Here is a 26,023-nt window from a genome sequence, read left to right on the forward strand (position 1 = left end):
GCAAACTCACAACCGCAACCTATTACGCACACTTACTGTATCCGCAATCGTGGCATGTTTCACAACCTTCCTCAAAAACCAGCGTTCCTGAGCACTCGGGACAGGTACTGGAAAAACCGCGCTGGGTACCTGCGAGGAAAGATTTCAGCAGCTTACCCAATTGAGCGGGAAGGTCAAGCATATGTCCACTTGAGCGGTCCAGTTGCTTGATAATCTCGTCCATCGGTACATTGAAGCGAAGGGCGAGCGAAACCAGGCGGCACGTGGTGGTCCACATTGTCGATTTGTCCTTGAGATCAACCCGGTTGTCAAATGGGAATTTGGCGAAAACCTCCATCGGCTTTTCATTCTCATCAAAACAGACAATTATATAGACCGATTTCTGATCCTGATCTTTCACACGGTAGCGCTTGGCATCAAGGGTATCCGGGAGGTTATTTTTCACCAGACCGCTCTCGCCCACTATAACGCTATCATCCCGCTGAGACGCTTCCTTGGTGTTCAGTACCTGGGAATCACGGGAACCGTCACGATAAACGGTCAATCCTTTGCATCCCAGCTGATAGCCGGTGATATACGAGAGCTTTACCTCATCGCGACTCGCGCTGTTTGGCAGGTTGATTGTCTTGGAGATTGAACTGTCCACTCCGTTTTGCTGGAGAACACCCTGCATGCCGATATGATCCTCCGGACCAATATCCTGGGCAGTGCGAAAAATTTCCTGCCACCTTGCAGGAATCTCCTCATGGCCAATAACAGTCCCGGAATCAGCGACTTTGCTCATCAACTCTTCAGAATAAAAGCCCTCCTCCCTGGCTATTTTCTCAAAGAGTTTGTTGACCATCATTAAACGATCACCGTCCATGACATGCTTGATCATGACGATGGAGAAATAGGGCTCACAGCCGGAAGCGCAATCTGCGATCATTGAGACTGTGCCTGTGGGCTGAATAGAAGTCAGTGCAGCATTCCTTCTTGGCGCATAATCATTAAATTTAGAGTCATAAGCAGGAAATGCTCCCTTGGTTTCGGCAAGTTTCTCGGATTGAGCTGCTGCAGCCTCACGAATGAAGCTCATCACCTCACCTGAAACCTTGCGGCCTTCTTCGCTCGCATAGGGAATCTGCAACTGAATCAGCATGTCGTGGAGTCCCATAATTCCCATGCCGATTTTGCGCGTCTTCAGGGTCATTTCTTCGATTTCGGGAATCGGAAAACGGTTACAGTCGATCACGTTATCCAAAAATACCGTCGCACTCGCGACAATGGTTCTCAGGCGGTCATAATCAATAGCGCCGTTGACCACAAAGTTCGCCAGATTAATCGAACCGAGGTTACAACTCTCATATGGTAACAGCCATTGCTCCCCACACGGGTTCGTTGCTTCGAACTCGCCCAGTTGCGGAGTCATGTTGGCCTTATTCGCGGTATCAATAAAGAGAACGCCGGGTTCACCATTATGCCAGGCAAGATCAATTATCTTTTCAAAGACTCCCCGGGCATCCAGGCTGCGAACAACCTGCTTGGTTGAAGGCTCGATCAACTCATAATCTGTGCCCTCTTCCACCGCCTTCATGAAGACATCGGTAATGGCGACACTGAAGTTGAAGTTGTTGAAACGATTCTGATCCTCTTTAGCAGAGATAAAATCCATAATATCAGGATGATCGACCCGGAGCACACCCATGTTCGCTCCGCGGCGCTTACCACCCTGCTTAATGGTTTCGGTCGCAGCATCAAAAACCGCCGCAAACGAGAGAGGACCGGAAGCCACCCCCTGGGTTGATCGTACAGAAGCATTCTTCGAGCGCAGCCTCGAAAAGGAGTAACCGGTTCCACCACCGGTCTTATGGACCAGAGCACCATTGCGGATAGCTGTGAAAATGCCATCCATGGAATCTTCCACGGGGAGAACGAAACAGGCGGAAAGTTGCCCGATATCAGTTCCGGCATTCATCAGACAAGGAGAATTAGGAAGAAAATCCATGTGATATATCATATGGAAGAAGCCTTCTTTCATCTCTTCGTAAGCAGGACTCCCCTTATCCACCTCCGCGACAGCCTGTGCAACCCTGCGGCATAAAGATTCCCAGGTTTCAACAGGCTTCCCCTCGCCATCTTTGAGATAATACCGCCGGGCCAGGACAGTTTCTGCGGTACTCGTCAATTCCTGCTTGGTCAAATCAGGTGCCATACACTCCTCTCTTCTCTTACTCATAATGGTTATGAAAGTTCAACTGAATCACGCCCTTGCTTTTTGCACAGAACTGTCTCTTTTCCCCGAAGTAAACATGCGAAATTCAGAACAAAATCGTGTGACGGCAAAACCGACACACACCAGCTTATACCCTACATTTATGGTATGCTCAACAAGAAACTACAATATGTTGTGGGAATCAATATTGTTACAGCACCTAGCAAATCTCTTGAGTCCGGCAAACAACTGTGACATTGGGCGCTCCGTGCCAGGAGGTCTGTGAGTGCGCTAGACAACCAGCCTGATATTTTTTTTTCAAGGTAAAAATTGAACTCAATCCCGTTGCAATCAGAGGTGCTTCACGCACAGTCTTAAAAAATGACTTACATCCGCCAACAACTGCCTTCTCCAGACCCCAAAAACAGTTTTGCAGCGCATTGGATGTCGGCAGTTCCTGTCGATGTGCCCCACTCTATGCATAACTGGCACTTGGCTTGGGCACCATCAAACTATCACTGCCGACTTACAAAATTATTATATTCTTCTTTCTTGTCGAACCTTTATGTGACATACTTTTCGTTGCTGTTTATGGAGAGCTCCATGGGCTTTCCTCATAATTGCTTGAAACGAGTCCCAATCACGGGTTCCCAGCAGTCCTTGTTTCATATTGGCAATCACATTCTTTTCCATCCTCATCCTCCAGGTTTTGGGTGTGTGGGACAAAACCAACGCGATTCGGCCGGCAATTACCTGTATTCGTTGTCCCTGATAGACTGAGGTACGTAGAGCCGTACGCTTCAGACAGTGTAATTTTCGATCCACGACCCAACACCTATCTCCCCTGCCTCCAGGACACCAGAGACAACACAGCATTACCGCACTGATACCGGAGAAAACACACTCGGTTGCGTCAAGAAACCGAAAACTGTGTGTTTTGCTACAGTTTGGCAGTCATAGCTATGGCATAGTAAAGCACCTGTTCTTTGGGAACCGGTCGAATATACAGCGGAGACAAACAGGAAATTACTCGTTCTAATTCACAAAAATACTGAATGGACTGGGACACGGTTACTCTCCCTTATCGCGAGGTGATGAGTTACACAAATACACAAGGCCAAATGCCAGTTCGTTTGCATGGCAGGTCTTCGGACTCACGGGCATTAAAAGCACCTACTCGTCACCGCTTCCCGGGCAAACCCAGTGCTCTCTGGTGACTTTCGTTCCCGCTTACCGCTGCGCGACAGTTCCGGACTCTCACCGGATTCCCTTTTCACGTTTTCAGCACAGCTGAATCAGAACCACACAAACTCCAACACTTCGATAAACATACCATATAATGTATTACCAAAAGACTATACCTCTATATCGTGGACTCGTCCAATATATTCTCTCTTAGAGTACAATTTTTTCAACTTCCCTGCAGCATCAGCCTGTTGGCGTGATATCATGTACATAGTAAACTGATAATTTGCCCAAACGTCCCCTCTTCTTCGCCTTACCCTGAAGAGCCCAATATAAAAATTAATATGAGGCAACCTGCTAAACAGACTGGTATATTTCCATTGATACAGGTGGTTACGGTTAAAATATTATATAATTACCACTAAAAGCTTAGCTTACGATTTGTGAGGGGTTATTCACTCATCTGTCATGCCTCACACTTTATGCCTGTCTCCTCACCGTTTCAGGCTTGGCTCTATTGGGAACCAGAAAAGATTGTATGATTATTCTAGTGTGAAGCATATACACGCAGAACTATTCCTCGTTATCTCCCGATGAAACTTTACTCCCGTATAATTGGTCAAGGTGAACCCGTCATTATTTTGCACGGACTTTTCGGCATGTCTGACAACTGGCTGAGCATCGCCAAAGGCCTTGCCAACTCAGGATATTGTGTCCATGTTCCTGATCTTAGAAATCACGGTCGTTCACCACACAAGGCCAGCCATCGATATACCGACATGTGTGAGGATATTCTCGAATACATAGCCCAACATAACCTGGAAAGATTCTCCCTTATCGGGCACTCCATGGGCGGTAAACTCGCGATGATTTTCGGCCTGCTCAACCCGGAACTTCTCGAAAAACTCATCATTGTAGATATCGCCCCGTCGCGTTACGATCTCAATACCAGCGGATTCCACGACAATCTTATTTCAACCTTGCTGGGGATAGATCTTCATCTCCATACAAGCCGGGCAACAGTCAGGCAACAACTGTGTGAAACTTTGGGCGACGAGTCCCTGGCACAATTCCTGGTCAAAAACCTCACCCGACAAGGTAACTCTGATAAAAGACTTGCCTGGAAACCCAACCTGCCCGTGCTGCAATCCGCACTTAATCACCTGATGACCGGCCTCGAAGACCTGGAACTTTACGCACCCTGCACTGTGCCCACCCTGTTTGTCAAAGGTGGCGAATCAAACTATTATCTGCCTGAGCATGAACAGGACCGCATTCACTTTTTCCCAAACTCTTCATTGGTCGAAGTGGAAAAAGCCGGCCACTGGCTGCACAGTGAACAACCCGACATTTTCATGAACTACGTCACCTCTTTCTTAGCAAGCTCAACTCTTTTACCCAATACAAACGCATCCCCCTGACTCCTGACACCTCACCTCTAGCCCCTGACTTCTCACGGTCTTTTTCCCCGTACTACCCGCAGTTTCAGTTGCCTTTGCAGCAGCAGTTACATCCCACGTCCAACTTGCAGTTTCTCTGGCTGTAGCAGTTACATCCAACCTGCAGTTACTTTTGCAGTAGCAGTTCCGTCCAACGTCCAACATCCCACGTCCAACCTACAGTTACAGTTTCTTTTTAAGAAAAAATATCAAATTTGACCCAGGTCAAAGAGAGATTCCGCCGTTCTGCTATAACTAGCACCATAAATGATTCACAAGGCACCGGTATCAACCGGTCTGCTACCAGTTTTCGCCAGCGACCATTGCAGCTGTTCAACTACAACACACAACTGGTCAATGTTCGACGACTCTCATCACAACGAAAAAGGAGCCATCATGGCAATGTTCTGTTTTCAATGTCAGGAAGCCGCTAAGGGTACAGGTTGCACAGTTAAAGGAGTATGCGGTAAGCAGGAGTCCACGGCAAACCTGCAGGATCTTCTTATTTTTGACCTCAAGGGAATTGCTGTTCTAGCGAAAAACCTGAAAGAAGCCGGGGTTGTAATAGATTCAAATGTTGGTCTTTTCCTTGCCCAGGGACTTTTCACTACCATTACCAACGCTAACTTCGATGACACAAGCCTTGAAAACTGGATTGGCCGCTCCCAGACCATTAAAAGGCAACTGAAGCGTCAACTGGACGGCCTGCAATCAACCAGCGCTCAACAGTCAATCTGGTCCAGACTTCTCAATTTTCTGAACCCATCAGAGGAAGCTTCCAAAAGTGACAAGCTCGCTGCAGCTGCCCTCTGGTTTGCCCAGGATAAAACCATTTATCAGGAAAAGGCAGCAACTGTCGGAGTCCTCGCCACCACTGACGAAGATGTGCGTTCTCTTAGAGAACTGCTGATCCTTGGTCTGAAAGGTATCGGCGCCTATGCAGATCACGCTGCTGTTCTCGGAGTTGAAAAGGATGAGGTGTATGACTTCATGATCGAAGCGCTGGCCTCCACAACCGAGGATCTGTCGGTCGATGAGATGGTTGCACTGGTTCTGAAAGCCGGTGAATGCGCTGTTACCACCATGGCAGCCCTTGATGCTGCCAACACGTCTGCCTATGGCAACCCTGAAATTACAGAAGTAAGCCTTGAAGTAGGAGATAAGCCGGGAATTCTTATCAGTGGTCACGACCTCAAGGACCTTGAGGAACTCCTTATCCAGACCGAGGGCCAGGGGCTCGACATCTACACCCATGGTGAAATGCTGCCGGCCAACTACTACCCGACCTTCAAGAAATATACACACCTCAAGGGAAATTACGGGGATTCCTGGTGGCATCAGAACAAGGATTTTGAGACCTTCAACGGCCCGATCCTTATGACCACCAACTGCATTGTACCGGTGAAGGATTCGTACAGGAATCGTATCTACACGACAGGTATGACCGGTTACCCGGGCGTTCAGCACATTGACGACAGGATAGACAGCAGGGCCAAGGATTTCTCTGCCATTATCGAGCAGGCTAAGAAGTGCGCTTCGCCAAAGGCCATAGAGACCGGCAGTCTGATAGGCGGATTCGCCCACAATCAGGTACTCGCCTTAGCGGATAAAGTAGTTGATGCTGTAAAATCAGGCGCAATCAAGCGCTTTGTGGTTATGGCCGGTTGCGATGGCCGGCAAAAAGGGCGTGGCTATTTCACAGAGCTAGCCGAAAATCTTCCTGAGGATACTGTAATCCTGACCGCAGGGTGCGCGAAATACCGATACAACAAGCTGAACCTCGGAGACATCGGCGGTATCCCCCGAGTTCTTGATGCAGGTCAATGTAATGACAGCTATTCTCTCGCTGTAATTGCCCTGAAACTGAAAGAAGTATTTGAGCTGGAAGATATTAATGAGCTGCCAATCTCATTTGATCTCGGCTGGTATGAGCAGAAAGCGGTCGCGGTACTACTTGCCCTGCTCCACCTGGGGGTGAAGGGAATCCGTCTTGGACCGACTCTGCCGGCGTTTGTTTCGCCAAATGTTCTCAATGTTCTGGTGGACAACTTTGACATAAAACCGATCTCGACAGTGCAGGAAGATATTACAGCTATGATGCAAGGTAACTAACCATTGTAACTACTCCTTGTAATACCTTTCTGTCGGCCTGCCCTCTCCTCCTTCCTGGAGTCGGGCAGGCCTCTTTTATCTGAATAGATCGCTACCCCCTGTGTCTTTGATAGTTCGGTAAAGAAATCAGCAAACCTGTAAATCATTGGAACTGACTTTTCAGTTTTTCAGCGACCCAAGCGCCACCACCCCCTCATTCTCTTCACCTGATTCGCCAATGTTTCCATCAGGGGAAGGGGTCTTCCTTTGGTTAAAAACCACCTTGACCTGATCTGAACGCAACAGGTAGGCACCGCTTACCAGCACAGCAAGAGTAACCCCAAGGAACTGCTGAACTCCTGCCCGGACAGTCTCTGGATCTGCGACATCAAACAACCAGATAGCCGCACCATCACTGATAACGAACAGCTGCCATACCAGCAGGTAAAGCAGGAAAAGCTTCGGGAAGGTAGAGCGTCGGCTCAAATAGAGTACCAGCAGCCCCAGGGGAAAAAGGAGCAAAAAAACCACACCAATCATTTGCAATGCTACCACCAGCTGCATTGAACTGCCAAACTGCTGACCAAGCTGTGCCCATTGAGAAGCTGAAAACAGAAAGCCTGCCTCCCAATTCAGCCAGATCACCAGCACCGGGCACATTGCCAGGGCAACTCCCGGCATGACCAGCCAGCCTCTGATACCCTCCGTTTTGCTCTCGCCAGACTGCCGCCTGGCAAACCCTGGATCGTAAAAAAAGATCAGCCACCACATAATCCCGCACACCAATACCGCGGTACTGTAAATAGTCACCAGCATACCGGTGTTCAGGTCGCTGGTATCAATCCCGAAGTGGCCCTGAAAAGGATTCGGGCTGGGCTGCTGTATCCAGAAACCGAGCAGATCATACGCCTGATCCATATGACCGGCATAGTCGACGAGATCTGCAGGCAAAACATGATCACTGAGCGACTGATAACTATACTCCAGCACCAGGGTAGCATCCTCAAAGTGAACATCATAGCTGAAGCGAAATGCCTTGTCGATTATCTGCTGGTGCTGCTCTTCAAACACAAAGCCTTCCGGCAGCTTGATTATGGTAGTCTGTCTGATCTGTATTGGATGCGACAGCTCCAGCGGTACCGACCGCCTCACAGAAATACCCTTATTTATATAATTGTATAACAGACCGGGTTCAAAACCAGCATACTCATAGCTATCGCCCTGTTGCTGCTCCCATATCTTCGAGATGCTGTACTGCTCAATTTCTGTAATTGTATTATTTTTTTCATCATCAATAATCTGCAACCCATCTATCCGCTCGACGTCAGGATAATACCGGGCTGTATAATCCAGATACGACTGTTCGATCTCCTTACGGCTGGATTCCGACAGATTTCTGCGGATGTGATCTGCAAAACGACGTTCATGTCGTGTGTTGATGGTATATTTGACTTTATCATCCGTTTTACCTGATAGATCAAATACCTCTGTCACCTCTTTTTTGTGGAGAGACGGCCGGTTTTCAAACATCTTCTCCAACTCATAGCCGTTTTCAGATATTCGAACTGCATACCCGTAATCCGGCTGGTACAACCCATCCAGTTCACCTCGCTGATAGCTTAGAGTCGGATCGAGCCAATATCGCTCCCCCTCACTCTCAACAAAGACAATCACGTGGTTAAACGCTTTGGGCGTCGGCAATAACTGTACTCTATTCAGCCCTTTCGAATTGTGCACCAGAGCCGGTTGTGCTTTAATTCCAAGTTCTCTCAGCAACTCTACCATCAAAGCCGCCTTGCCTTTGCAATCTCCGTAACGTTGAACAATAACCTGCCCGGAAGATGTGGGTTTAAATGAATGCAGGCCCATCTCCATGCCAAGATAACGGATCTCATCCTGCACAAACCTGAGCACCGCCAAAATCCGCTCTTCCTCTGAACGCGTACCCTTGCTGAGAGCGGTTGCGGTTTCCTTGACCAAACCATCCCCCTGGTCCTGCCTGTAAAGCTGCCACCCCCACCTGCTCACCTCCGACCAGCTTACATAGTCGCTGAGGTAGAGTCTTCCATAGGGCTGATGCCATGCCGGGGCATTCGAAGTGTCACCGAGCAACAACCCTTCCACATAGTCATATCGCCAGGTATAACGGGTAACATCCCCATCAAATTCGATCTGCGGCTTGATATTTGAGTTTGCCGTCGTGAAGTAGAGTGTTGTATCACGTGACCAGAGAATGGAATAATGAACCCGCCCCACCGGCACGGCCCACTGTGTTGCCAGCGCTTCTGCGAAGTGACCGTTAAAGGCAGGATTTGCGCCGGCCAAAGTATAACTGTGCTCAACAATATCACCGACGCGGACATCCTCGATAAAGATGTTCAGTGTTTTCTCACCATCATAAATCTGACGGTCCAGACCGGTCTCTCTCTGGATAAGGTTGATTTTGGCACGACTGAGATAGTCAATGACCTCGCCATTACGGTGAATAACCAGCTTATGCAGGCTCAGCTTTTCATATAAGGGATCAAATTCAATGGAAATGTGGGATATCTCCCCGACACCCGATGGGTTCACAGCCTGTTCGGCAAAATGGACGAATAATTTTTGTCCCTCCGAATCGACAAGATACTGCCTGTCCAGCAGCAGGTACGCCACTCCTTCGGTATGATCCGCCCTTTGCGCCCACCCCTTTTCCGGCAATTGTGCAGGAGCCGCCCATGCCGGTTCAGAGGCCATCGTATATTCAGCGGCCTCTGCAGAATATATTGGACTAACACACCCAACAATTGCAGCCAGGAACAGCACAAGACGAAATTTCATGGGAACCATCAAGGTAGAGTTGAGCGGAGCTGTGACCACATCTATCTGTTTTTACAGGACATAATCCTTGAGACCAACACAGCAAAACACATTAACCACAAGATTTCAATTATTTACCCAACATCATGCCATCTTCGCCGGTAGCACAACGGAACCTTGCCTGCCCATAGCGTGCACTCCATACAACAAAAGGGTTACTCCTGTTGTGGAGTAACCCTTTTGTATTCGCTCTGCCTGCTCGCCGATTCGGCAGTTGCCGGCTGGAAAACCAAACGTCCCGTTATGCTGTCCGGAAGCCTCAATCCCAATGACGGCCCTGACGCATGTTATCGATATTGACTCTACATTCGATCAGTCGTCATACCTCCTGATATAGGTTCTGATAAAGGCTTTCGAACTGTTTGAAAATGCTACTTCAGGGAGATGGCCCGTCGGTTCACTTTCAACAACCTTCCAGGCAGAGAGATTTCCACGCAGACTCAAATCCTGCAGGACAACACTCCGATCCACCGCCGAGAGTTTCTTGAGCTGCATATTTTGCATGAGATCCTCAAACCTGAACCCATTTGGATAAACCTGGGCAGCCGACACACCATAGTCAAGAATCGTAATAGCCCCCGGTTCAATTGTGAACGACACCGGGTGTTTCATCTGCCTGATATCCGGGGCTACAAAAGTCTTGATTTGGCTGGTGGGTTCACTCACAACTTTCACTCCCGTCAGGGTATACTGACCCGGGATCATATCAGCTATCACCGCTGTTTTTCTCGTCTCCAGAAGACGCAGGTTAATCTTGAAATCCGGTCTGTCGGCTGAGACAAACGAGTAATAATAGGCAAAGCGATCGCTGGTTCTATTCGTGGCGTCGGTGGCAATGACCAATACCCCGTTTGTGGCTGACCACTCATCCGGTAATTTGCTTGAAGTAAAGGGGCCAACACCCAACGTGCAGCCAGAAAAAGACAGAACCAATGCCGCAATCAGAATATATGAGAGTTTCATATCACACCTGGTTGTATTTTTCTAATTTTCAAGAGACTTTAAGGTGTTAACTGGACGCACAATGATCATTCCACAGAATGAACTTTCATCCATACCTCGTCATCCAATGGCACCGATTAGCCTTCCTTACCCTTATTAATTGTTGCTATGACTAGCTGTTAAATCAAGCTACTAAAAAATTGGTCATTTACCTTTATTGCCTCACCGACAACCAGGGTAGAGTTCAGCCAGCTTTACAGTACAACAGATATCAATATGCTGACTGAGCCTGAAAGAGAATAGGATAATACCAGCAGAGGAGAACAACCTAAATAGCCGGTGACACGCCGCAAGGATGCCCCCAGACAAGGAAAAGACAAAACAGCCTGAAATTATATTGCCAGCTGTCATACTCGATAAGAGTATCTGGGGATGATAAAAAAATCTATCAGGCTACTCCACTGCCACCATTCTTTGCAAGCAGATAATATGCTGACCATTGATTTTAACACTTTCAGCGATTTGTTCTGAAAACACAGGGCTTTTAAAGCTGTACATACCATTTAGGCGGTGGTAGTGATTATGGAGAAAGAGGCAACAACGTGGCAGCTACTACCCCTTGATCTCGACATCGAAGATCTCAAGATCAAAGACAAATAGCCCGAAGCAGAACATTGTAATGAGGTTGTAGACGTTTCTTCAACCTCACGCATTGAAACCATGTTTACATCTTCATTGAATAGCGACAGAATGGTTCTTTTTCCAATTCGTGTCTCTGCTTAGTGAAAAGATGTAACAGGCTATCTACGGCTTCAACCATATGTGCCTGTAACGAATGAATGTAACTCCGGGCTGGCATTAGACCGGTACGAACATAATAACGACATCAAAGCGCAGTTGATTGCGCCGTCGTAATTGCAGCAAAGCTACTCCCGTTTTTGCAGATTATGACCAGGAGTATCTTCAACTGTTCATCCCGGAAACATTCACAAATTTAACAGGAGTTCGTGTTTTATCCGATTGTAGGTCTGAAGCATCAGGCTACCTCTGTTATTCATGGGATTTTTCTACTTATGAAAAAGATACATGCATAACCGGCAGGTATCCGGTGCTTCATAAGCTGCTGTTTTACTTCAGCCTGATAAAACCTGACTTCACGGACGACAGACAACTGGGATAATCGTAATACCCACTTAATTCATAGAATTACGGGGTGTGAATACTCCAAATCACCTGTCGCCATCAAACGTTAAAACATGACGTGCCGTAAGGTCGTAGCCTGAAGGCGCGAAAGTATGGAGGTGTCAACCTGAACACAAAACAAATCCTGGAGAAGGGATGACCCGCTCCAGACAGGGAGATAGAGTTTATAGCCACTCAACCGGTGGACTGCAGACTTCCCTTTTGAACCATGTTGTCATCAGTAACATCCTTGTAAACTGTGCCTCTTACTGGCGGTTACAAGATGTTAACTATCCATGAGACAACTTTGGTTTATAGACTGAGTTCATGATATTCAAGCTATTGGAACTCGGCAGTTTTTTACCAGATGGACAGAAAAGGCCGGACCCCGTACGGAGTTTCCGGCCTTTTTGTTTTTTGCGCTCCTAAGATCAAACCGCAAACTTATCTCCCATTCCGGCAGCAAGCCAGCCTGAGGGGTGTCGGACATTCAGGCCCGTAGATTACCGGATGGCAACCAGAGACAAATTCTGCCAACGTTTCTTTGGAGAGCGGTTGCTGATACGACATCACGTAAAGATTGAGACGCTCTCCACCTGGGAAATATGGCGGCTGATAATACTCATGACGATTCAGGATGAAATTGAGTCTGGTATAAAAGTCAACTCTCCGCTGCCGTATCCATTGCTCGGCCGGAGTTACAGCCAGTTCGGGTTTCTCAACCTCGAGCAGGATTGGGGATACCGATTCGGCGATAAAATCCTCTAGTATCTGTTTACCAAGCCCCTTCCCCCTCATACCAGGGCTTGTTGCCAGGTGTTCGACATAGCGCATACCAGCAACTGACCACCAAAAGAGCAGACCGGCAAAATGACCATCTGCCTCAATCCATTCGCATCTGTACTCATTCTTTGCCATCACAGCCGACTGGCCAGCCGGCAATCGCCTCTCATCGGCTGGAAACGATTGCGTATACAGCTCCCACGCTCTGTTAAACATCGGCTCACGTACATCATGCAATCGGGTTCTTTTTAACTGACACTTCATATCTGAACTTCTTTTTTATTCTGACCGATTATGACAGAAATTTTGACGTATCTTTATATATCAATTTGCAGCCCGGTTCTGCTTGACGAAAAGGTTGATATCCATGCAAGGCTCTTGCAAGTCCTTTTGGCTGCGCTCAGCCCGCATACCGCTTCTTGGGTGTGAAGAGGTCTCAGGTCAGCAGGGTTTGATTACCTGCCAAACTTTTAAGAGTACAATTCAATGGGTATACCAGGCAATCACCCCGAAAGGAGTGACTGCTTCAGCACGTTTTATTCATCTCTTTTAACGCCAAACGTTTTCTGCGCGACATCAGCGTCACCGCCAGCACCAGGCTCACAGCGCCGAGCAGCAACAGGTGTTGCATATTCGGCAAAACCTGCTGAATAGAGGCCCCCATCTGGTTCAGCTTGACCATACCGTCTATGCCTGGAACTGCAGGAACAAGCTGAACCAACATAACGATCCAGCCGGGAATAGCCGTCTCCGGCCAGATAAAACCGCAGCTGAAAACCAGCGGCAGTGAACTGACAAGGGCAATGACCGTCACCTGCTCCCTTCTGCCAAGCACCGATCCCAGCGCCACCCCGAAGAAACTGGTCGCAAAAAGAAATACCAGCCCGAACATGACGATATCTCCCACCTCTGCGAGGCGCGGCAGATCATAAATTTGCAGGCAGATACCAAAATAGTAACAGCAGAGCAACAGATAGATACCTACAAAAATCGAAGCCCGGACACACACCAGCGCAAGCGGTGATACCTTTAGCCAGTATGGCTCCTCGCCCACGCTCTTCTGGCGCGCCAGATTTTCTTTTTCGCTGCCCGCCAGAATGCCTAGTCCCATAATCAGGGTCTGGTGCAGAATAAGGACAAATACTGCTGGAATAACATAATTCACATACCCTTCCGCCTCATTGAACATGGCGTGCAGACGGAGTTTCACCGGCGTATACTGCTGTTCTGCCATGGGCAGGGCCTGGCCATCGACCAGCAGTCGCGAGACCTTTACCTGCGCCGCCAGAGTTTGTCCGGCTCCGGTCATCCCCTCCATCACTGTGCCGAAGACCAGAAAATAGCTGGCATCTCCAGCAAATGAAACAGCAGGCTGCCGCCCCATAAGCAGATCGCGATAAAAATTTTCGGGAATAACCAGCATTCCGGCCAGGTCCTGCTCCATGAGTATCTGCTTCGCCTCGTTGATGGAACCGGCCTGCCGGATAATGTTTACCTGGGGAGTGGCATCCACCATGCGCAGTAATTTTCTACTCAGCTGACTCCCGTCGAGATCGGCCACTACGACCTGCTGCTCTCTCGGCACCTGCGATACATAGGGCAAGGGGTAGAGCACACTGTAAAACAATACCCCGCCCAAAACTGTCAACAGCAGGGCCGGGTTGGTGAAGATGGCCCGCAACTCTGCTTTGCATAGCTCAATCAAACTCATGCCCGCACCTCACCTTCAAGCCCTGCTTCCCTTTTATCGACAATTTCCGATTCTTTAAGCCGATAACGATATGCCAATGCCAGCACAATCAGGGCCGGTACAACAAAGGCGAACAGATTAATAAAATCCGACATGGAAGCACCAATCGTGGCACCATAGTTTGCCTGGGTTATCTGAATGTCCATGTAATGGCTTACCGGCAAAAGACTCCGCCACACCTGGGCAGGATAGATCATATCTGTCACCGGAAACGTTACCCCCATAAAGGCAAGCCCCGGGGCAGAGAATGCTCCGGCCGTGCTTATCGCACGGGCAGCATCCCGGATAAGGAAAAAGATCAGAGCCCCCATGGCCTGGCAGGCACAAACCGTGAGTAACTGCGCACAGGCCAGTACCGCAAAACTGCCATGCATGGGCCAACCTGCGATTACAAACATGCCAATTATGGTTACAAGGCCCTGGAACCAGAAGATACAGGTGTACGGAACGAGTTTGTTCAGGAGAGCAGAAAAGGGCTTGTCCTGTAACCAGCCACCAAGCCCGGCGGAGGGGTTGTTTCGCAGCTCGATGGAGAAACTGTAGACGGTTACCATTACGATCAAAATCTGCCAGATAGCCGGGATAATTGCGGTGCAGAGAAACTGCGCATAATTGCGGCTGATGTTATAGAGCGCCGTCACCTGGGTCGAGACAGGCACGGCACCAGCCAGCGCCTCGCTCACCACCCGAGCACCGTCGCCCAGCAGACGCTTTTTCACGTCAATTCTGGCCACTGTGGTCATATGGGCCTCAGCAAGAGCCGCTTTCACCAGTTTGCCGGTGAGGAGATACTGACTATTGTAGAAGCCATTCACTTCTGGCGGAATACCGAGCATCATATGCTTTTCACTGTCACGCCCGATCAGAACCACTCCGTAGAGTTCGCCTCCCCGCATATCCTGCAGCCCTTCTGCCAACGAACTATATGATCGTGTCACCGCCAGGGTCGGCGAACTATCATAGCCACGAACAAGCATTCGTGATAGCTGGCTTTTATCCAGGTCGACCACACCTATGGCCAGGTCCCTGGGCAACCCTTGCGCAAAGATCGCATAGATCATCAAAAAGAGCAGCAGAGGCAGCCAACCAGTCAGGGCCTGTAACCAGGGATCTGAAACCAGCAGCCGCCACTCTGATTTTCGCTGTACTCCGGTGCCGCTCATCATGGCATTGTCACGACAACACTCATGCCAACCCTGAGCCCTTCGACAGCCTCTACCGGCCGCGCCTCGACTTCAAAGGTGCGCATATCAAAACCTTTACTGGTGTTCGTCGCCCGCCAGGTGGCAAAATCCCCCAAGACTGCGACGTGACTTACCTGAAAGCTATACTCACTGCCAAGAGCCGGAATCGAGGCAGTAAACTCAGTGCCCTTACTGAACATGGTCAGCATATCTTCACGGATATTGAACACCGCCCAGGCGTCATCCATATCGACCAGGGTCACCACAGGAAACCCCTGGGGGGCCAACTCACCGTCCTGAAGCAAGACCTGACTCACTTCTCCGCCACTATGGCTTATAATGCTGGTATCGGCGGCATATGCTTCTACCTCGGCTACAGCGCCTGCAGCCATCCGAGCCTGGCCTTCCGCGGCTTTCTTGGTCTCCTCACGGGCACCTTCCTCAGCCATCTGATAGAGCTGATAAGCAGCGTTCTCAGTATAGTGAGCAGCCTGAAGCTGGGTATAGACCTCATCCCGTTTTTGCTCAGGCACTACCCCGTCCTTATAGAGGTTTTCAATGCGGGCATACGTTTTCTCGAGCAGATCAGCAGCAGCCTTGGCCTTTTGCCACTGGTCACGGGCCGCAGCAACTTCCTGATCGCGTGCTCCCTTGTTGGCCTGCTCTGCCATCGCATCCGCAGTATCCTGACCCGCTCTGGCCTGGGCCAGTTTCGCCTCAAGCTCCGGGCTGTAAATGGTGAAAATCAGATCCCCGCTGGCAACCTGATCACCTTTCTTAACATTCACCGCCTCAATACGGCCCGGAACCTTTGAGGAAATATTGTATTGTTGCGCCTCGATCTGCCCCTGAATCATTGTGGGCTGCGGCTGGTACGCCTGCCAGAACCCATAACAGAGATATCCGGTCACTCCTGCACCCACAGCTACCAGCAACAATGTTTGTAAAAAACGCATCTCATTCCCCTTCTATCAGTTGCACGTCAAACCCTTCATCACCCACATCCCCGCTGAGAGTGAGCAGCCTGGCCAGACGTTTTATATAGGTATAGGCGGCAAGCGACCGCTGAGTTTTTACCGAAGCCACAAACAGGTTGGCATCGATCACATCCAGAGAGGTGGCAAGTCCCTGCTGAAAGGCCTTGTTCCTGAGCACGACGGTTTCTTCCGCCAATTTGAGTGATGTCTCCAGCCCCTCATATTCGGCCAGTGCCTGGGAGGTTTCACGCCAGGTCTTCTCCACCAGCAGGCTGATATCCTTTCTGGCCTGACTCCTGAGCAGATCGATCCTTCTCTCCAGGCTTTTCGCCGCCCGATAATGCCCACCACGCCCTGAACGGTCAATAATAGGCAAGCTTACACTCACCCCCACAAACCAATCGGGAGTCAGCTCGAAGGCAAGCCCGTCACCCTCGTGCAGGCTGTAATTACCAACAGCGGCCACCTCTGGAAAATACTTACCTTTCTCAACTGCCGCCTTGCCTGCGACCATTTCCTCCTTGGCGTCAAATATTGCCAGACCCGGAAAACCGGCAAGCGCACCATTTATGCTGCTCTCCAGGAGCGGCAGATCGTCCCGCACGAACAGCGGGGTAGCCGGCTGGGCCGGCTCTTCGACAGCGAGCATACTGTTTAAAGCGGTGGAGGCAATTTTACGATCAGCTTCGGCTTTCAGCCGGTTAACCCTGGCCCGATCGTAGGAAGCCTCGGCCTGCATGCGCTCAACCTCGGCAACCTGGCCGTTTTTATAGAGCAGGGTGGCATGGTTCAGGTGCTTTTTCAGGCTCGCCTCCACTTCCAGGCGAGTGGCGACTATCTGTTCGGCAAAGACCACGCCGAAATAACGTTTGCTGAGTTCTTCAAAGCGGTCACGAAGTTTTAACTGATACTGCAGTTCCGACTCCCTGACCCTGGCTTTGGCAATATCCTGTGCTGCGGTGATCCTGCCTCCGGTATAGAGCGGCCAGAGCATGGAGAGACCGCTGATCAACACCTCCCGCTCGCTGATGGTTGAACTGAGACCGAGCAATGAAGTCGGATCAACACCAATCGACCCTAGGATCGGCTTCAATGCATCAAGCAGTTCTTCACTTCCTGAAATGGAGTCAAGTATCTGCGAACCGCTCAGTTCAACACTGTCATCGAGATACATATAGCCCGCCGAGAGGTTCAGCTGGGGCAAATACAAATCACGATTGGCAGACCGCTCATGTTCGGCACGCTCAATATTCGCCTGTTCCGCCTGCAGCAGTTCATTACTCGCTTTCACCCGCTGCCAGGCCTCGGTAAAACTGATCTCTGCAGCACCGGCGCCTGTGCCGAGAAAAAGAGGCAGAGTGCATACCAATGCTCCTACCGTCGTCCGACAAATAAATCGTTTCACGCTATTTACCGTTTGTCCCATCCTTTACGCATCCTTTCAAATCGCACAAGGGTGTAAAGCCATAAGCGATTTGCCATATATCAATAGACATCGAAATCCTGTTATTTTTTCGTTGTCCACTATACGGGGGGCTTTTTGATGCGTCAAGAATCAGTGAAGACAATGTTTGAGGAAGTTCAAAGAGAAAGCGTATTTCTCTTGTGAGGAACGATCAGGTGCCCCTATTCTACTCCTTTTTTCCCACTTGTGGACTTTCTTTCCGTATCTGCATACAATCAAGCAAGCACCGGTTTTGCCCATGCCCTTTCCGACCTTACCCTTCACCCGCACGACAATCCACGAGAACAATCGAACAGGAGGTGCATCATGGCAAATGCAAGCAACGTGATGGAAGAACGATTCCATAAAACCATGAAAAGCAAGGCCGCCCTGGATGCCGCCGCGGCGGTCAAACAGTATCACAGCCTGATAAAGGCAGGCTATACACCCAAAGACGCTTTTCTTGTGGCCTTTTTGGGCATCCACCTGTTATCGATTCCCGGGGTCAAACCCCTTCCCGAACCGGACCCGCCATATTTCACACTCTCTTCGCTCTACAACGCGGTAAAGGAAGCTCATGCCAATGTGAACCTGCTCAAGAAAGAGATAGAAGTTCAGCTCGACTACCTTGAAAGGTGTATCAACAGGGAAAAAACATAACTCGTTTTTTAAATGAACGTTCGGTGCCCTGATGGTTATTCCACACTTCAGGGCACCGGATTCCCCTACTCAGCCTGGGGCCATACACTCTTTACATTCCCCAATGCTCAACCAAACTCGTCCTGCGGGTTCCGACCTGTCAGGTTATTATGTAAATACACCTATGCACGTATACAGCTATACACCTTTACAGCTGAACAAACGTTTTATTCCTGTTCGTGCCTCTTCGGGTCACTTTGCAGCAATTGATACGTAGGTTTCAAAACAATGAAGGGCATAGAGTTTTAATGCCAGGGAGTGAAAAAGGTGTGATAGAACGGCATTCGCGAGGAAATTACAATTCAGAAAACATCCGAAAGCCCAAAAGGATCGCAAGGAAATTTCCGGATCAAGCTCTTGTTATAGGCCCAATCGAGTATTTCCCGTTCTTTGGCCAACGGGGTGCAAAGATAACGCGGATCGGGAATATTACCGACCCTGCCAAGATCGAGGCGATCTGCGTCGAAACAGGCCTGAACTGTGATATCACGATGGGTATCGGCCACTGTATGCAGCCTGCAGGCTATCTGAAGCAGGTCGAATTCCTGATCAGTTATGGAATAATGACCCCGCAGTTCACCGGCTAACCCGGCGCCGCGTGGACCATGACCGTCATCCACGCCCTCATTCAACCGCCGGGAGTCATGAAACACCGAAAAGAGCGCTACAACTTTTCGGTTTACCCCGTCCTGCGCTGCCAGCCTCATCCCATTCTCATAGACATGGCTCCAGTGCACAACACCATGAGTGCCATACCAGTCCAGGCCGTAATGTTGTTTAATCTGGTTGATGAGTTGAGAGGTTATAGGCATGGTTGGCAAAATCAGGGGAAAAGTCATGAGCGATTTGGATGTCACTACAGGCAAACATCCTTGATGTCCATAACAGCTGGAACAGGCAAGTCTGTTGACACAACTGTTATTCAGAGAGCAATATTTCTGGAAATCATTACCACCTCATCGGCTGAATATAAATTACACACCGTTGCCTCCACCTCTGCATTGAGGGTTTTCCTGTAGAGTCGTTGCGCCGCATTATCCGCCCTGGTGGTGACCATAATGTGTTTTACCGTTGCTCCCCTGCTTTGCAGCTGCCGTTGAACCAACGGTAGAGATTCGAGTATCAGTCTGGTCCCGATGCCCTGCCCCTGATGGGCTGGATGTACAGCGAGTTGCTCCAGTTCAAGTACCACTTCCGATCGAAAACCTGCTTTTTGGCACCATAGGATATATCCTGTAATCTCATTTTTCACGTTCTCTGCTACAAAGAGTTGAGACCTGGGAAATGCGTTAAAGTTGCAATGCAACCACTCTTTTGAGCATTGTTGCCGGACAAAAGCCGCTTGGTGAACTGCAGCGGTTGCGTCCAGATCCGCTCCTGCAAGTACACGAATAGTCACACCATTATCCATTTCACCCTCTGCAATTATATTACCAAGGCAATCTATCTTGATATCAAGATAGATTGTATTATTGTTTCTCATATGGGAAACATTCCCATTCGAAGTATATCCTTTGATTAACATACTAAAATATCATTATCAGGGAGTAGAATTTTCTACCTTGAGATAAAGATTCATTGGAGGTTGGTATGCAAGTAACCAATTCTATTCATGGCATCCATCACATCACTGCTATTACCGGATCTGCTCCGGCAAACCTCACCTTTATGGAGCAGGTTCTTGGCCTCAGGCTCGTTAAACAGACCGTGAATTTCGACGACCCGTTCACATACCACCTCTATTACGGCGATCACCAGGGTAATCCCGGCACAATAGTCACCTTTTTCCCATGGGAAAATGCACCAAAAGGAAGGCCTGGGCCAGGCATGATCAGTTCAATAGCCTTCACGATACCCTGGCGAGCATTCGGGTATTGGCAAGAGCACCTCAGAGCCCAGGGTATAGACGTGATAGAGCAACAGAGATTTAGCGAGACTGTGCTGCAATTTTCAGATTCCGAGGGATTGACCTATGAATTGATAACCTGCGACCACCAGGAGTATAACCAGAACGGAATCATTGGTCTTCATTCCGTCACCGCCCTGGCAACCTCCCTGGATCACTCGAGAGGACTGCTTGAAGATACCATGTTTATGGGCTATGTAGGGGAAGAAGCCGGGCGCCACCGCTTTGCTCTGAAATCGCCGGACCGCTCTATCCAGTATTACGACGTACTGCTCACACCTGAGCTGCCCGACGGGTTACAGGGACGCGGCACAGTCCATCATATCGCCTTCCGCTGCAGCTCCGACAGTGAACAGAGAGAATGGCAGGAACGACTGCTCAAGCGAGACTACCCGGTAAGCCCGGTGCGGGATCGCAAATATTTCCGCTCAATTTATTTTCGCGAACCGGGCGGTGTTCTATTTGAAATCGCAACCGATCCTCCCGGCTTTGCCGTTGACGAAGATATCGCCCAGCTTGGCTTACAATTGCAATTGCCTGGCGAGTATGAACCCATGCGTGGCGAAATCGAAAAGCGTTTGGCTCCACTCCGGGCTGTTGAATATATTTATACTTATTCAGAACCTCCCAAACCGCCTACAACAGAGCAAACAATAGTCGCTTTCCACGGTACTGGTGGAGATGAACATGACTTGATTCCACTGGCCAGAACCATAGCACCAGATGCTGCGATTATCAGCCCCCGCGGTCAGGTGACTGAACACGGCATGAAGCGATTTTTCAGACGTTTTTCGTCTGGTGTTTTCGATGAAGACGATATCCGAAAACGAAGTGAAGATCTGAACAGCTTCCTTGGCCGGGTCTCTCTCCAATATCGACGGAATCCCCAACAACTCATTGCGTTGGGATATTCTAATGGTGCCAACATCGCTGCAGCATTGCTCTTACTCCATCCACAACTCTTTGCCAGCGCCATACTGGTACGCCCCATGCTGCCTATCACCGTACCTGTGCCGGTGGATCTCACTGGCCACAATACACTGATATTAAAAGGAACGGAGGATAGAATTATTCCGGCTGCGAGTACAGACCAACTCATAGATACTCTCAGACAATATGGTGCCAGGGTGCACGTGGCTGAAATCCAGGCTGACCACAATATCACTCCAACAGATATTGAAATTGCCAGGAAGTGGCTACAAAACCGACAATCGACTGAGCCCGCAACAGCCTGAAATAACGATTGCACCTACCCATTTCAAACAACAACACCATGGAGCACGATAGCTATGTATACCGGGTCACGCATCAGGCTGATCTTCGGCAGAGCCAATAAAGCTATTGAACAGCTGGATAAAAGGAGCATTGCCCAAACCGGGCTCAACACCACCGATTTCATGATCCTGGAAGCCCTGCTGCATAAAGGGGCTATGCCGATCAGCAAGATCGCCGACAAGGTATTGCTGACCAGCGGCTCAATGAGCACTGCCGCTAATCGCCTTGAAAAAAGAGCGCTGGTCCAGCGGGTCCGCGACCCGGCGGACGGCAGATCCTACTACCTGCATTTAACCAAAGCAGGCAAACAGATAATTACCGCGGCGTACAGCTCCCATTGCAAAATGCTGGAACGCCTGATTGAAGGTTTTAACCAGAATGAGCTCAGTGAACTGGCCTCACTTCTTAAAAAAATTGGTCTGCAGGCCGAGCAGATTACAGATGAACCAAACACGACAACCCGCTAGCTGATCGTTGATCGCATCGTTGCAATTTTACAGTTACCATCGGCTCTCAGAGCCGATGGTAATACTCCGAGGTGTCCACAGGTATTCTCTGCGATACTGTCACCATGGAACTTTTATGGTATCCCCTCATCTCTCTGAAAAATTAGCTGGAGAAAGATCATGAACAGGAAAAAACTCGAAGTTCTCACACCTGATAACAGTCAACTCATCTTTATAGATCACCAGCCGCAGATGGCCTTCGGTGTGCAGTCTATAGACAGACAACTACTAAAAAACAATGTGGTGGCGCTTGCCAAAGCTGCCAGGATTTTCGAAATTCCCACCATCATCACCACTGTTGAGACAGAAAGTTTTTCCGGCCATACCTACCCTGAATTACTTGATGTTTTTCCGGAACAAGAATTACTGGAGAGGACTTCCATGAACTCATGGGACGACCGGAAAGTACGGGACGCCCTTGTTCAAAATAGTAGAAATAAAGTAGTTGTCTCCGGGCTCTGGACAGAAGTATGCAACTGTACCTTCGCCCTCTCTGCAATGCTTGAAGGTGACTACGAAATCTACATGGTGGCCGATGCCTCAGGCGGAACATCCCTTGACGCTCATAACTACGCGATGGATCGAATGGTACAAGCCGGAGTGGTACCGGTGACCTGGCAGCAGGTACTCCTTGAATGGCAAAGGGACTGGGCCCGCAAAGAAACATATGACGCAACCATCGCTCTGGTTCAGGAGCATAGCGGTGCCTATGGCATGGGGGTGGATTATGCGTACAGCATGGTACATAAGACTCCCAAACGAGGCAACTTTCATGGTAAAACAATCCCTCCTAAGGCTGCGTGATTCTTTCCGCCCGCAGGCATGGTTTATTACAAACCATGCCTGCTAACATCTGAATTCACCTGCCGACTTTACCGTTCCCGGCTGTGCAACTCTTCGCACCGCCGTCCTCCTTTTCTTGACCGGACAGCTCTGGCATGAGATACTATCAGGACAGGAAGATACTCTCTCATCCACTCCATTTACGTATCTCCAGCTGAATTCATGTATGCAAATCTGGCGGTAATCTGCATTTTTGTATTTATTTATAGTGTAACCAGCGGCGTAATTGGGCGATCGCTTATCAGCGGGGCAATTATGTTTACAGCCTTTGGCCTGGTATCCGGTCCGTTGGGCTTTGATCTGCTCAGTCTCGACATTGAAGCAGAGGGGCTGAAATCTCTAGCAGAGCTGACCCTTGCGCTCGTACTTTTCAGTGACGCTGCCAATGCTGACCTCAAAGTCCTGAGACAAAATTTCCGTATTCCACAAAGGCTGCTGTGTATCGGTCTGCCTTTAACCATCATCTCCGGCATACTTGTCGGAGGGATAATCTTCCGGGACCTTGGCTGGTTGGAAATCGCCATACTGGCAACTATACTCGCTCCAACCGATGCAGCTTTAGGTGCTGCGGTGGTGACAGACAAAAAAGTTCCGGTCAACCTGCGCGAAAGCCTTAATATTGAAAGCGGCCTCAACGATGGCATTTGTGTCCCGGTTCTGCTCACCTTTCTGACTGTTGCCACCGATAGTGTTGAACAGGGCAAACCACTGCTGATCGCTTTTCAGTACACATTTGAAGAAATCGGGATTGGATTAATTGTTGGCGGACTGCTGGCAGTTGGCGGCAGCTTGCTGATCAACTACTGTAAAAATAGAAACTGGATCAATGAAGACTGGCAGGAGCTACCGGTTATTGCCCTTTCTCTTTCATGTTTTTCCCTTGCTCAACTGGCGGGCGGCAGCGGTTTCATCGCGGCCTTCTGTGGCGGCCTGATCTTTGGTGGCATGGTCAGAGAACATAAACATCAGTATCTTCTCGCGGCAGAAGGTGCCGGGGATGGCTTGTCTCTTATCACCTGGACGGTTTTCGGTTGCAGTGTGGTCAGCAGCACCATAGGCAGTTTTGGTTGGCAGAGTATCATCTTCGCCCTGCTCAGCTTGACAGTTATTCGAATGTTACCTGTATATGTCGCACTCTCAGCCACAGCCTTGAATACTTCCGATAAGCTTTTTATTGGATGGTTTGGTCCCAGAGGGCTGGCGACCATTGTCTTCGCTGTAATGATTTTCAACAGCCAACTTCCCCATAAGGCCGAGATCGTCATAACTGCTGTCTGCTGCGTTATCCTGAGCATCATCGGCCACGGCATCTCCGCTCACCCCCTCATCGCAGTTCTTAGCCGCCGTCATGGTAAATGACGTACGACAGGTAAGCCTGACGTCGATGTCATGAATATTCAATGCTATTTTTTAATTTCAAACGCAGCTGGTCAGAACCTTCCTCCCGTTACCTTTTCCGCTTTTTGCTTAGAGCTCTACCCGTGGTTTTTTCAGGATGTCCCTTTTTCTCATTTCGCAAATCATTGTCGGCATAGCTGTCATAGCTGATATTGCTTCTTTTCAGCTTAAGCACCGATCCAGTATCCTTACCTGCCTTGCTATCTCCTGCTTTCTCATTTCGATTCATTTCATGTGTCTCGAGCACTGGACCGGAGCGTGGTTGTTTATGCTCAACGCCATCAGGTATACAGTCACAATATTCACCACCGCCAGACTGCTTCTCTGGGTATTTCTCTTTTTCTGTGGAGCGATCTTCTGCAGCACCTACGCCGGACTGCTTTCCGTACTGAGCTTAGGTGCCGCAATCCTGAGTACTGTCGCCTCATTCAGTAGTACAGATAAGCTGCTGCGTGAACTGATATTCTGCGGGACCTGCTTCTGGATTATGCATAACATCCTTGCCGGATCTCCCGGAGCAGTGGCACTGGAATCGTGCTTCATGGTTTCCAACGTGATTGGTTACTATAGATATTACCTCCGTTCCCGGCCTGTTAATAGTCCGGCATAGAACAACAAATCCCCAACAGCCCGCACCGTTTTGGATTTCACACTTCTCCCCCCTCTCCCCTGTTGCTGGAATTATCGCCGGGCTCGTGCTTAATTTCAGGAGTAATTTTTTATGTCAGACAAACCGTCATAAATTCGGCCACCTGCATAGACATTTCTCTCTGCCTGCACAAAACCGCACAAATTTATCTAAATATTCCTGCAACCTTAACACATCATCTTCCACCCTGAGGTAGATTGAATATACACTTCAGACCGTTACATTGGTTCAGAGCGACCTTATAATATTAAAGAATAACTCAGCTGCCCCTGGCGCTGTTTGGGCAGGTCAGGTGCAGGCAGGTGATCTGACGCACACGGATACCCCAGGTAATTATTTTTCATAAAACCAGCAGGCAGCAGTTACCGATCATCATCAATCCAGCGTTTCCTACTTCTGTCATTTCCGCGGATAATCGGTTGATGATGATCACTCATCCCAACAAGGAGGAAATGACCATGAACAGAAAAGCTACTACTCTCTACCTCTGCCTCCTCATCTCAACTTTTGTTCTCGGCTGTGCCAATATGACCCCCACCCAAAAAGGGGCGGCAGTAGGCGGTGCAGTAGGGGCTATTGGCGGACAGATTATAGGAGGGAGTACCGGAGCAACCTTGATAGGCGCTGGTGCCGGTGCACTGGGCGGCGCCCTGCTCAATGACGCTCTCAACAAATAGGGTGACGTCCTGACACAATAGCGAGGTATTCCCTTTTCTC

Annotated in this window: 19 protein-coding genes and 1 riboswitch; of the genes, 9 read left to right on the forward strand and 10 right to left on the reverse strand. The window is 49.3% G+C overall.

Annotated features, from left to right (window positions below; translation table 11 throughout):
• Window positions 1-22: 22 nt before the first annotated feature.
• Entirely contained in the window at window positions 23-2,194 is a 2,172-nt protein-coding gene (locus tag FCL45_RS20095; RefSeq protein ID WP_136797947.1) for an adenosylcobalamin-dependent ribonucleoside-diphosphate reductase, read from the reverse strand.
• Window positions 2,195-3,316: 1,122 nt separating this feature from the next.
• Window positions 3,317-3,515: riboswitch (cobalamin riboswitch) on the reverse strand.
• A gap of 457 nt (window positions 3,516-3,972) precedes the next feature.
• On the opposite strand from FCL45_RS20095, the gene FCL45_RS20100 reads away from it, so the two are divergent.
• A complete protein-coding gene (locus FCL45_RS20100; protein WP_136797946.1) occupies window positions 3,973-4,800 on the forward strand; it encodes an alpha/beta fold hydrolase in 828 nt (275 codons plus the stop codon).
• 420 nt (window positions 4,801-5,220) lie between these two features.
• On the forward strand, window positions 5,221-6,930 hold the full coding sequence (hcp, locus tag FCL45_RS20105) for a hydroxylamine reductase (RefSeq protein WP_136798027.1): 1,710 nt from the start codon (window positions 5,221-5,223) through the stop codon (window positions 6,928-6,930).
• 159 nt (window positions 6,931-7,089) lie between these two features.
• Here hcp and FCL45_RS20110 read toward each other — a convergent pair whose 3' ends face one another.
• The 7 genes from FCL45_RS20110 to FCL45_RS20140 form a co-directional block, all read right to left on the reverse strand.
• Window positions 7,090-9,729, reverse strand: a complete 2,640-nt coding sequence (locus tag FCL45_RS20110; protein WP_167495796.1) for a DUF3857 domain-containing transglutaminase family protein — start codon at window positions 9,727-9,729, stop codon at window positions 7,090-7,092.
• Between the two features lie 351 nt (window positions 9,730-10,080).
• The gene (locus FCL45_RS20115; protein WP_136797944.1) at window positions 10,081-10,731 is read right to left on the reverse strand and encodes a hypothetical protein; all 651 of its coding nucleotides are present in this window, start codon (window positions 10,729-10,731) and stop codon (window positions 10,081-10,083) included.
• Between the two features lie 1,605 nt (window positions 10,732-12,336).
• Window positions 12,337-12,939, reverse strand: a complete 603-nt coding sequence (locus tag FCL45_RS20120; protein ID WP_136797943.1) for a GNAT family N-acetyltransferase — start codon at window positions 12,937-12,939, stop codon at window positions 12,337-12,339.
• 262 nt (window positions 12,940-13,201) lie between these two features.
• A complete protein-coding gene (locus tag FCL45_RS20125; protein WP_136797942.1) occupies window positions 13,202-14,386 on the reverse strand; it encodes an ABC transporter permease in 1,185 nt (394 codons plus the stop codon).
• The gene (locus tag FCL45_RS20130) at window positions 14,383-15,591 is read right to left on the reverse strand and encodes an ABC transporter permease (RefSeq protein ID WP_136797941.1); all 1,209 of its coding nucleotides are present in this window, start codon (window positions 15,589-15,591) and stop codon (window positions 14,383-14,385) included. The genes FCL45_RS20125 and FCL45_RS20130 overlap by 4 nt, the downstream gene beginning before the upstream one ends.
• Window positions 15,588-16,565, reverse strand: a complete 978-nt coding sequence (locus tag FCL45_RS20135) for an HlyD family secretion protein (protein ID WP_136797940.1) — start codon at window positions 16,563-16,565, stop codon at window positions 15,588-15,590. Before FCL45_RS20135 ends, FCL45_RS20130 begins: the two co-directional genes overlap by 4 nt.
• Before the next feature lies 1 nt (window position 16,566).
• Window positions 16,567-17,991 carry a TolC family protein gene (locus tag FCL45_RS20140; protein WP_167495795.1) on the reverse strand — a complete coding sequence of 475 codons (1,425 nt, stop codon included), beginning with the start codon at window positions 17,989-17,991 and terminating at the stop codon, window positions 16,567-16,569.
• Between the two features lie 366 nt (window positions 17,992-18,357).
• Between FCL45_RS20140 and FCL45_RS20145 the strand changes: the two genes are divergently transcribed.
• Window positions 18,358-18,690, forward strand: coding sequence for an SPX domain-containing protein (locus FCL45_RS20145; RefSeq protein WP_136797938.1), 333 nt, complete (start codon window positions 18,358-18,360; stop codon window positions 18,688-18,690).
• A 341-nt stretch (window positions 18,691-19,031) separates the two neighbouring features.
• Here the strand turns inward: FCL45_RS20145 and FCL45_RS20150 are convergent, their stop codons facing one another.
• Window positions 19,032-19,586 carry an HD domain-containing protein gene (locus FCL45_RS20150; RefSeq protein ID WP_217907609.1) on the reverse strand — a complete coding sequence of 185 codons (555 nt, stop codon included), beginning with the start codon at window positions 19,584-19,586 and terminating at the stop codon, window positions 19,032-19,034.
• Between the two features lie 65 nt (window positions 19,587-19,651).
• Window positions 19,652-20,140 (reverse strand): GNAT family N-acetyltransferase, encoded by a 489-nt coding sequence (locus FCL45_RS20155; RefSeq protein ID WP_136798025.1) that lies wholly within the window; start codon window positions 20,138-20,140, stop codon window positions 19,652-19,654.
• A 179-nt stretch (window positions 20,141-20,319) separates the two neighbouring features.
• On the opposite strand from FCL45_RS20155, the gene FCL45_RS20160 reads away from it, so the two are divergent.
• The 6 genes from FCL45_RS20160 (at window position 20,320) to FCL45_RS20185 (ending at window position 25,983) form a co-directional block, all read left to right on the forward strand.
• Window positions 20,320-21,870: a VOC family protein gene (locus FCL45_RS20160; RefSeq protein WP_136797937.1), complete on the forward strand. Its 1,551-nt coding sequence runs from the start codon at window positions 20,320-20,322 to the stop codon at window positions 21,868-21,870.
• Between the two features lie 54 nt (window positions 21,871-21,924).
• On the forward strand, window positions 21,925-22,377 hold the full coding sequence (locus FCL45_RS20165; RefSeq protein ID WP_136797936.1) for a MarR family winged helix-turn-helix transcriptional regulator: 453 nt from the start codon (window positions 21,925-21,927) through the stop codon (window positions 22,375-22,377).
• 159 nt (window positions 22,378-22,536) lie between these two features.
• A complete protein-coding gene (locus tag FCL45_RS20170) occupies window positions 22,537-23,220 on the forward strand; it encodes a hydrolase (RefSeq protein WP_136797935.1) in 684 nt (227 codons plus the stop codon).
• A 201-nt stretch (window positions 23,221-23,421) separates the two neighbouring features.
• A complete protein-coding gene (locus FCL45_RS20175) occupies window positions 23,422-24,618 on the forward strand; it encodes a cation:proton antiporter (RefSeq protein ID WP_136797934.1) in 1,197 nt (398 codons plus the stop codon).
• 136 nt (window positions 24,619-24,754) lie between these two features.
• Window positions 24,755-25,267 carry a YgjV family protein gene (locus FCL45_RS20180; protein WP_136797933.1) on the forward strand — a complete coding sequence of 171 codons (513 nt, stop codon included), beginning with the start codon at window positions 24,755-24,757 and terminating at the stop codon, window positions 25,265-25,267.
• A 497-nt stretch (window positions 25,268-25,764) separates the two neighbouring features.
• Window positions 25,765-25,983: a YMGG-like glycine zipper-containing protein gene (locus FCL45_RS20185; protein WP_228721378.1), complete on the forward strand. Its 219-nt coding sequence runs from the start codon at window positions 25,765-25,767 to the stop codon at window positions 25,981-25,983.
• The last annotated feature ends 40 nt before the right edge of the window (window positions 25,984-26,023 follow it).

The sequence above is a fragment of the Desulfosediminicola ganghwensis genome (assembly GCF_005116675.2).
Taxonomy (GTDB): Bacteria; Desulfobacterota; Desulfobulbia; order Desulfobulbales; family Desulfocapsaceae; genus Desulfopila; species Desulfopila ganghwensis.

Excerpts from the sequence above, each read along its gene's own strand:
- FCL45_RS20160 (WP_136797937.1), top strand. The coding sequence starts at position 20,320 with ATGCAAGTAACCAATTCTATTCATGGCATCCATCACATCACTGCTATT.
- FCL45_RS20110 (WP_167495796.1), bottom strand. The coding sequence starts at position 9,729 with ATGAAATTTCGTCTTGTGCTGTTCCTGGCTGCAATTGTTGGGTGTGTT.
- FCL45_RS20175 (WP_136797934.1), top strand. The coding sequence starts at position 23,422 with ATGTATGCAAATCTGGCGGTAATCTGCATTTTTGTATTTATTTATAGT.
- FCL45_RS20155 (WP_136798025.1), bottom strand. The coding sequence starts at position 20,140 with ATGGATAATGGTGTGACTATTCGTGTACTTGCAGGAGCGGATCTGGAC.
- FCL45_RS20100 (WP_136797946.1), top strand. The coding sequence starts at position 3,973 with ATGAAACTTTACTCCCGTATAATTGGTCAAGGTGAACCCGTCATTATT.
- FCL45_RS20145 (WP_136797938.1), top strand. The coding sequence starts at position 18,358 with ATGGCAAATGCAAGCAACGTGATGGAAGAACGATTCCATAAAACCATG.
- FCL45_RS20165 (WP_136797936.1), top strand. The coding sequence starts at position 21,925 with ATGTATACCGGGTCACGCATCAGGCTGATCTTCGGCAGAGCCAATAAA.
- FCL45_RS20185 (WP_228721378.1), top strand. The coding sequence starts at position 25,765 with ATGAACAGAAAAGCTACTACTCTCTACCTCTGCCTCCTCATCTCAACT.
- FCL45_RS20130 (WP_136797941.1), bottom strand. The coding sequence starts at position 15,591 with ATGATGAGCGGCACCGGAGTACAGCGAAAATCAGAGTGGCGGCTGCTG.
- FCL45_RS20115 (WP_136797944.1), bottom strand. The coding sequence starts at position 10,731 with ATGAAACTCTCATATATTCTGATTGCGGCATTGGTTCTGTCTTTTTCT.
- FCL45_RS20170 (WP_136797935.1), top strand. The coding sequence starts at position 22,537 with ATGAACAGGAAAAAACTCGAAGTTCTCACACCTGATAACAGTCAACTC.
- FCL45_RS20125 (WP_136797942.1), bottom strand. The coding sequence starts at position 14,386 with ATGAGTTTGATTGAGCTATGCAAAGCAGAGTTGCGGGCCATCTTCACC.
- FCL45_RS20095 (WP_136797947.1), bottom strand. The coding sequence starts at position 2,194 with ATGGCACCTGATTTGACCAAGCAGGAATTGACGAGTACCGCAGAAACT.
- FCL45_RS20135 (WP_136797940.1), bottom strand. The coding sequence starts at position 16,565 with ATGCGTTTTTTACAAACATTGTTGCTGGTAGCTGTGGGTGCAGGAGTG.
- FCL45_RS20180 (WP_136797933.1), top strand. The coding sequence starts at position 24,755 with ATGTCCCTTTTTCTCATTTCGCAAATCATTGTCGGCATAGCTGTCATA.
- hcp (WP_136798027.1), top strand. The coding sequence starts at position 5,221 with ATGTTCTGTTTTCAATGTCAGGAAGCCGCTAAGGGTACAGGTTGCACA.
- FCL45_RS20120 (WP_136797943.1), bottom strand. The coding sequence starts at position 12,939 with ATGAAGTGTCAGTTAAAAAGAACCCGATTGCATGATGTACGTGAGCCG.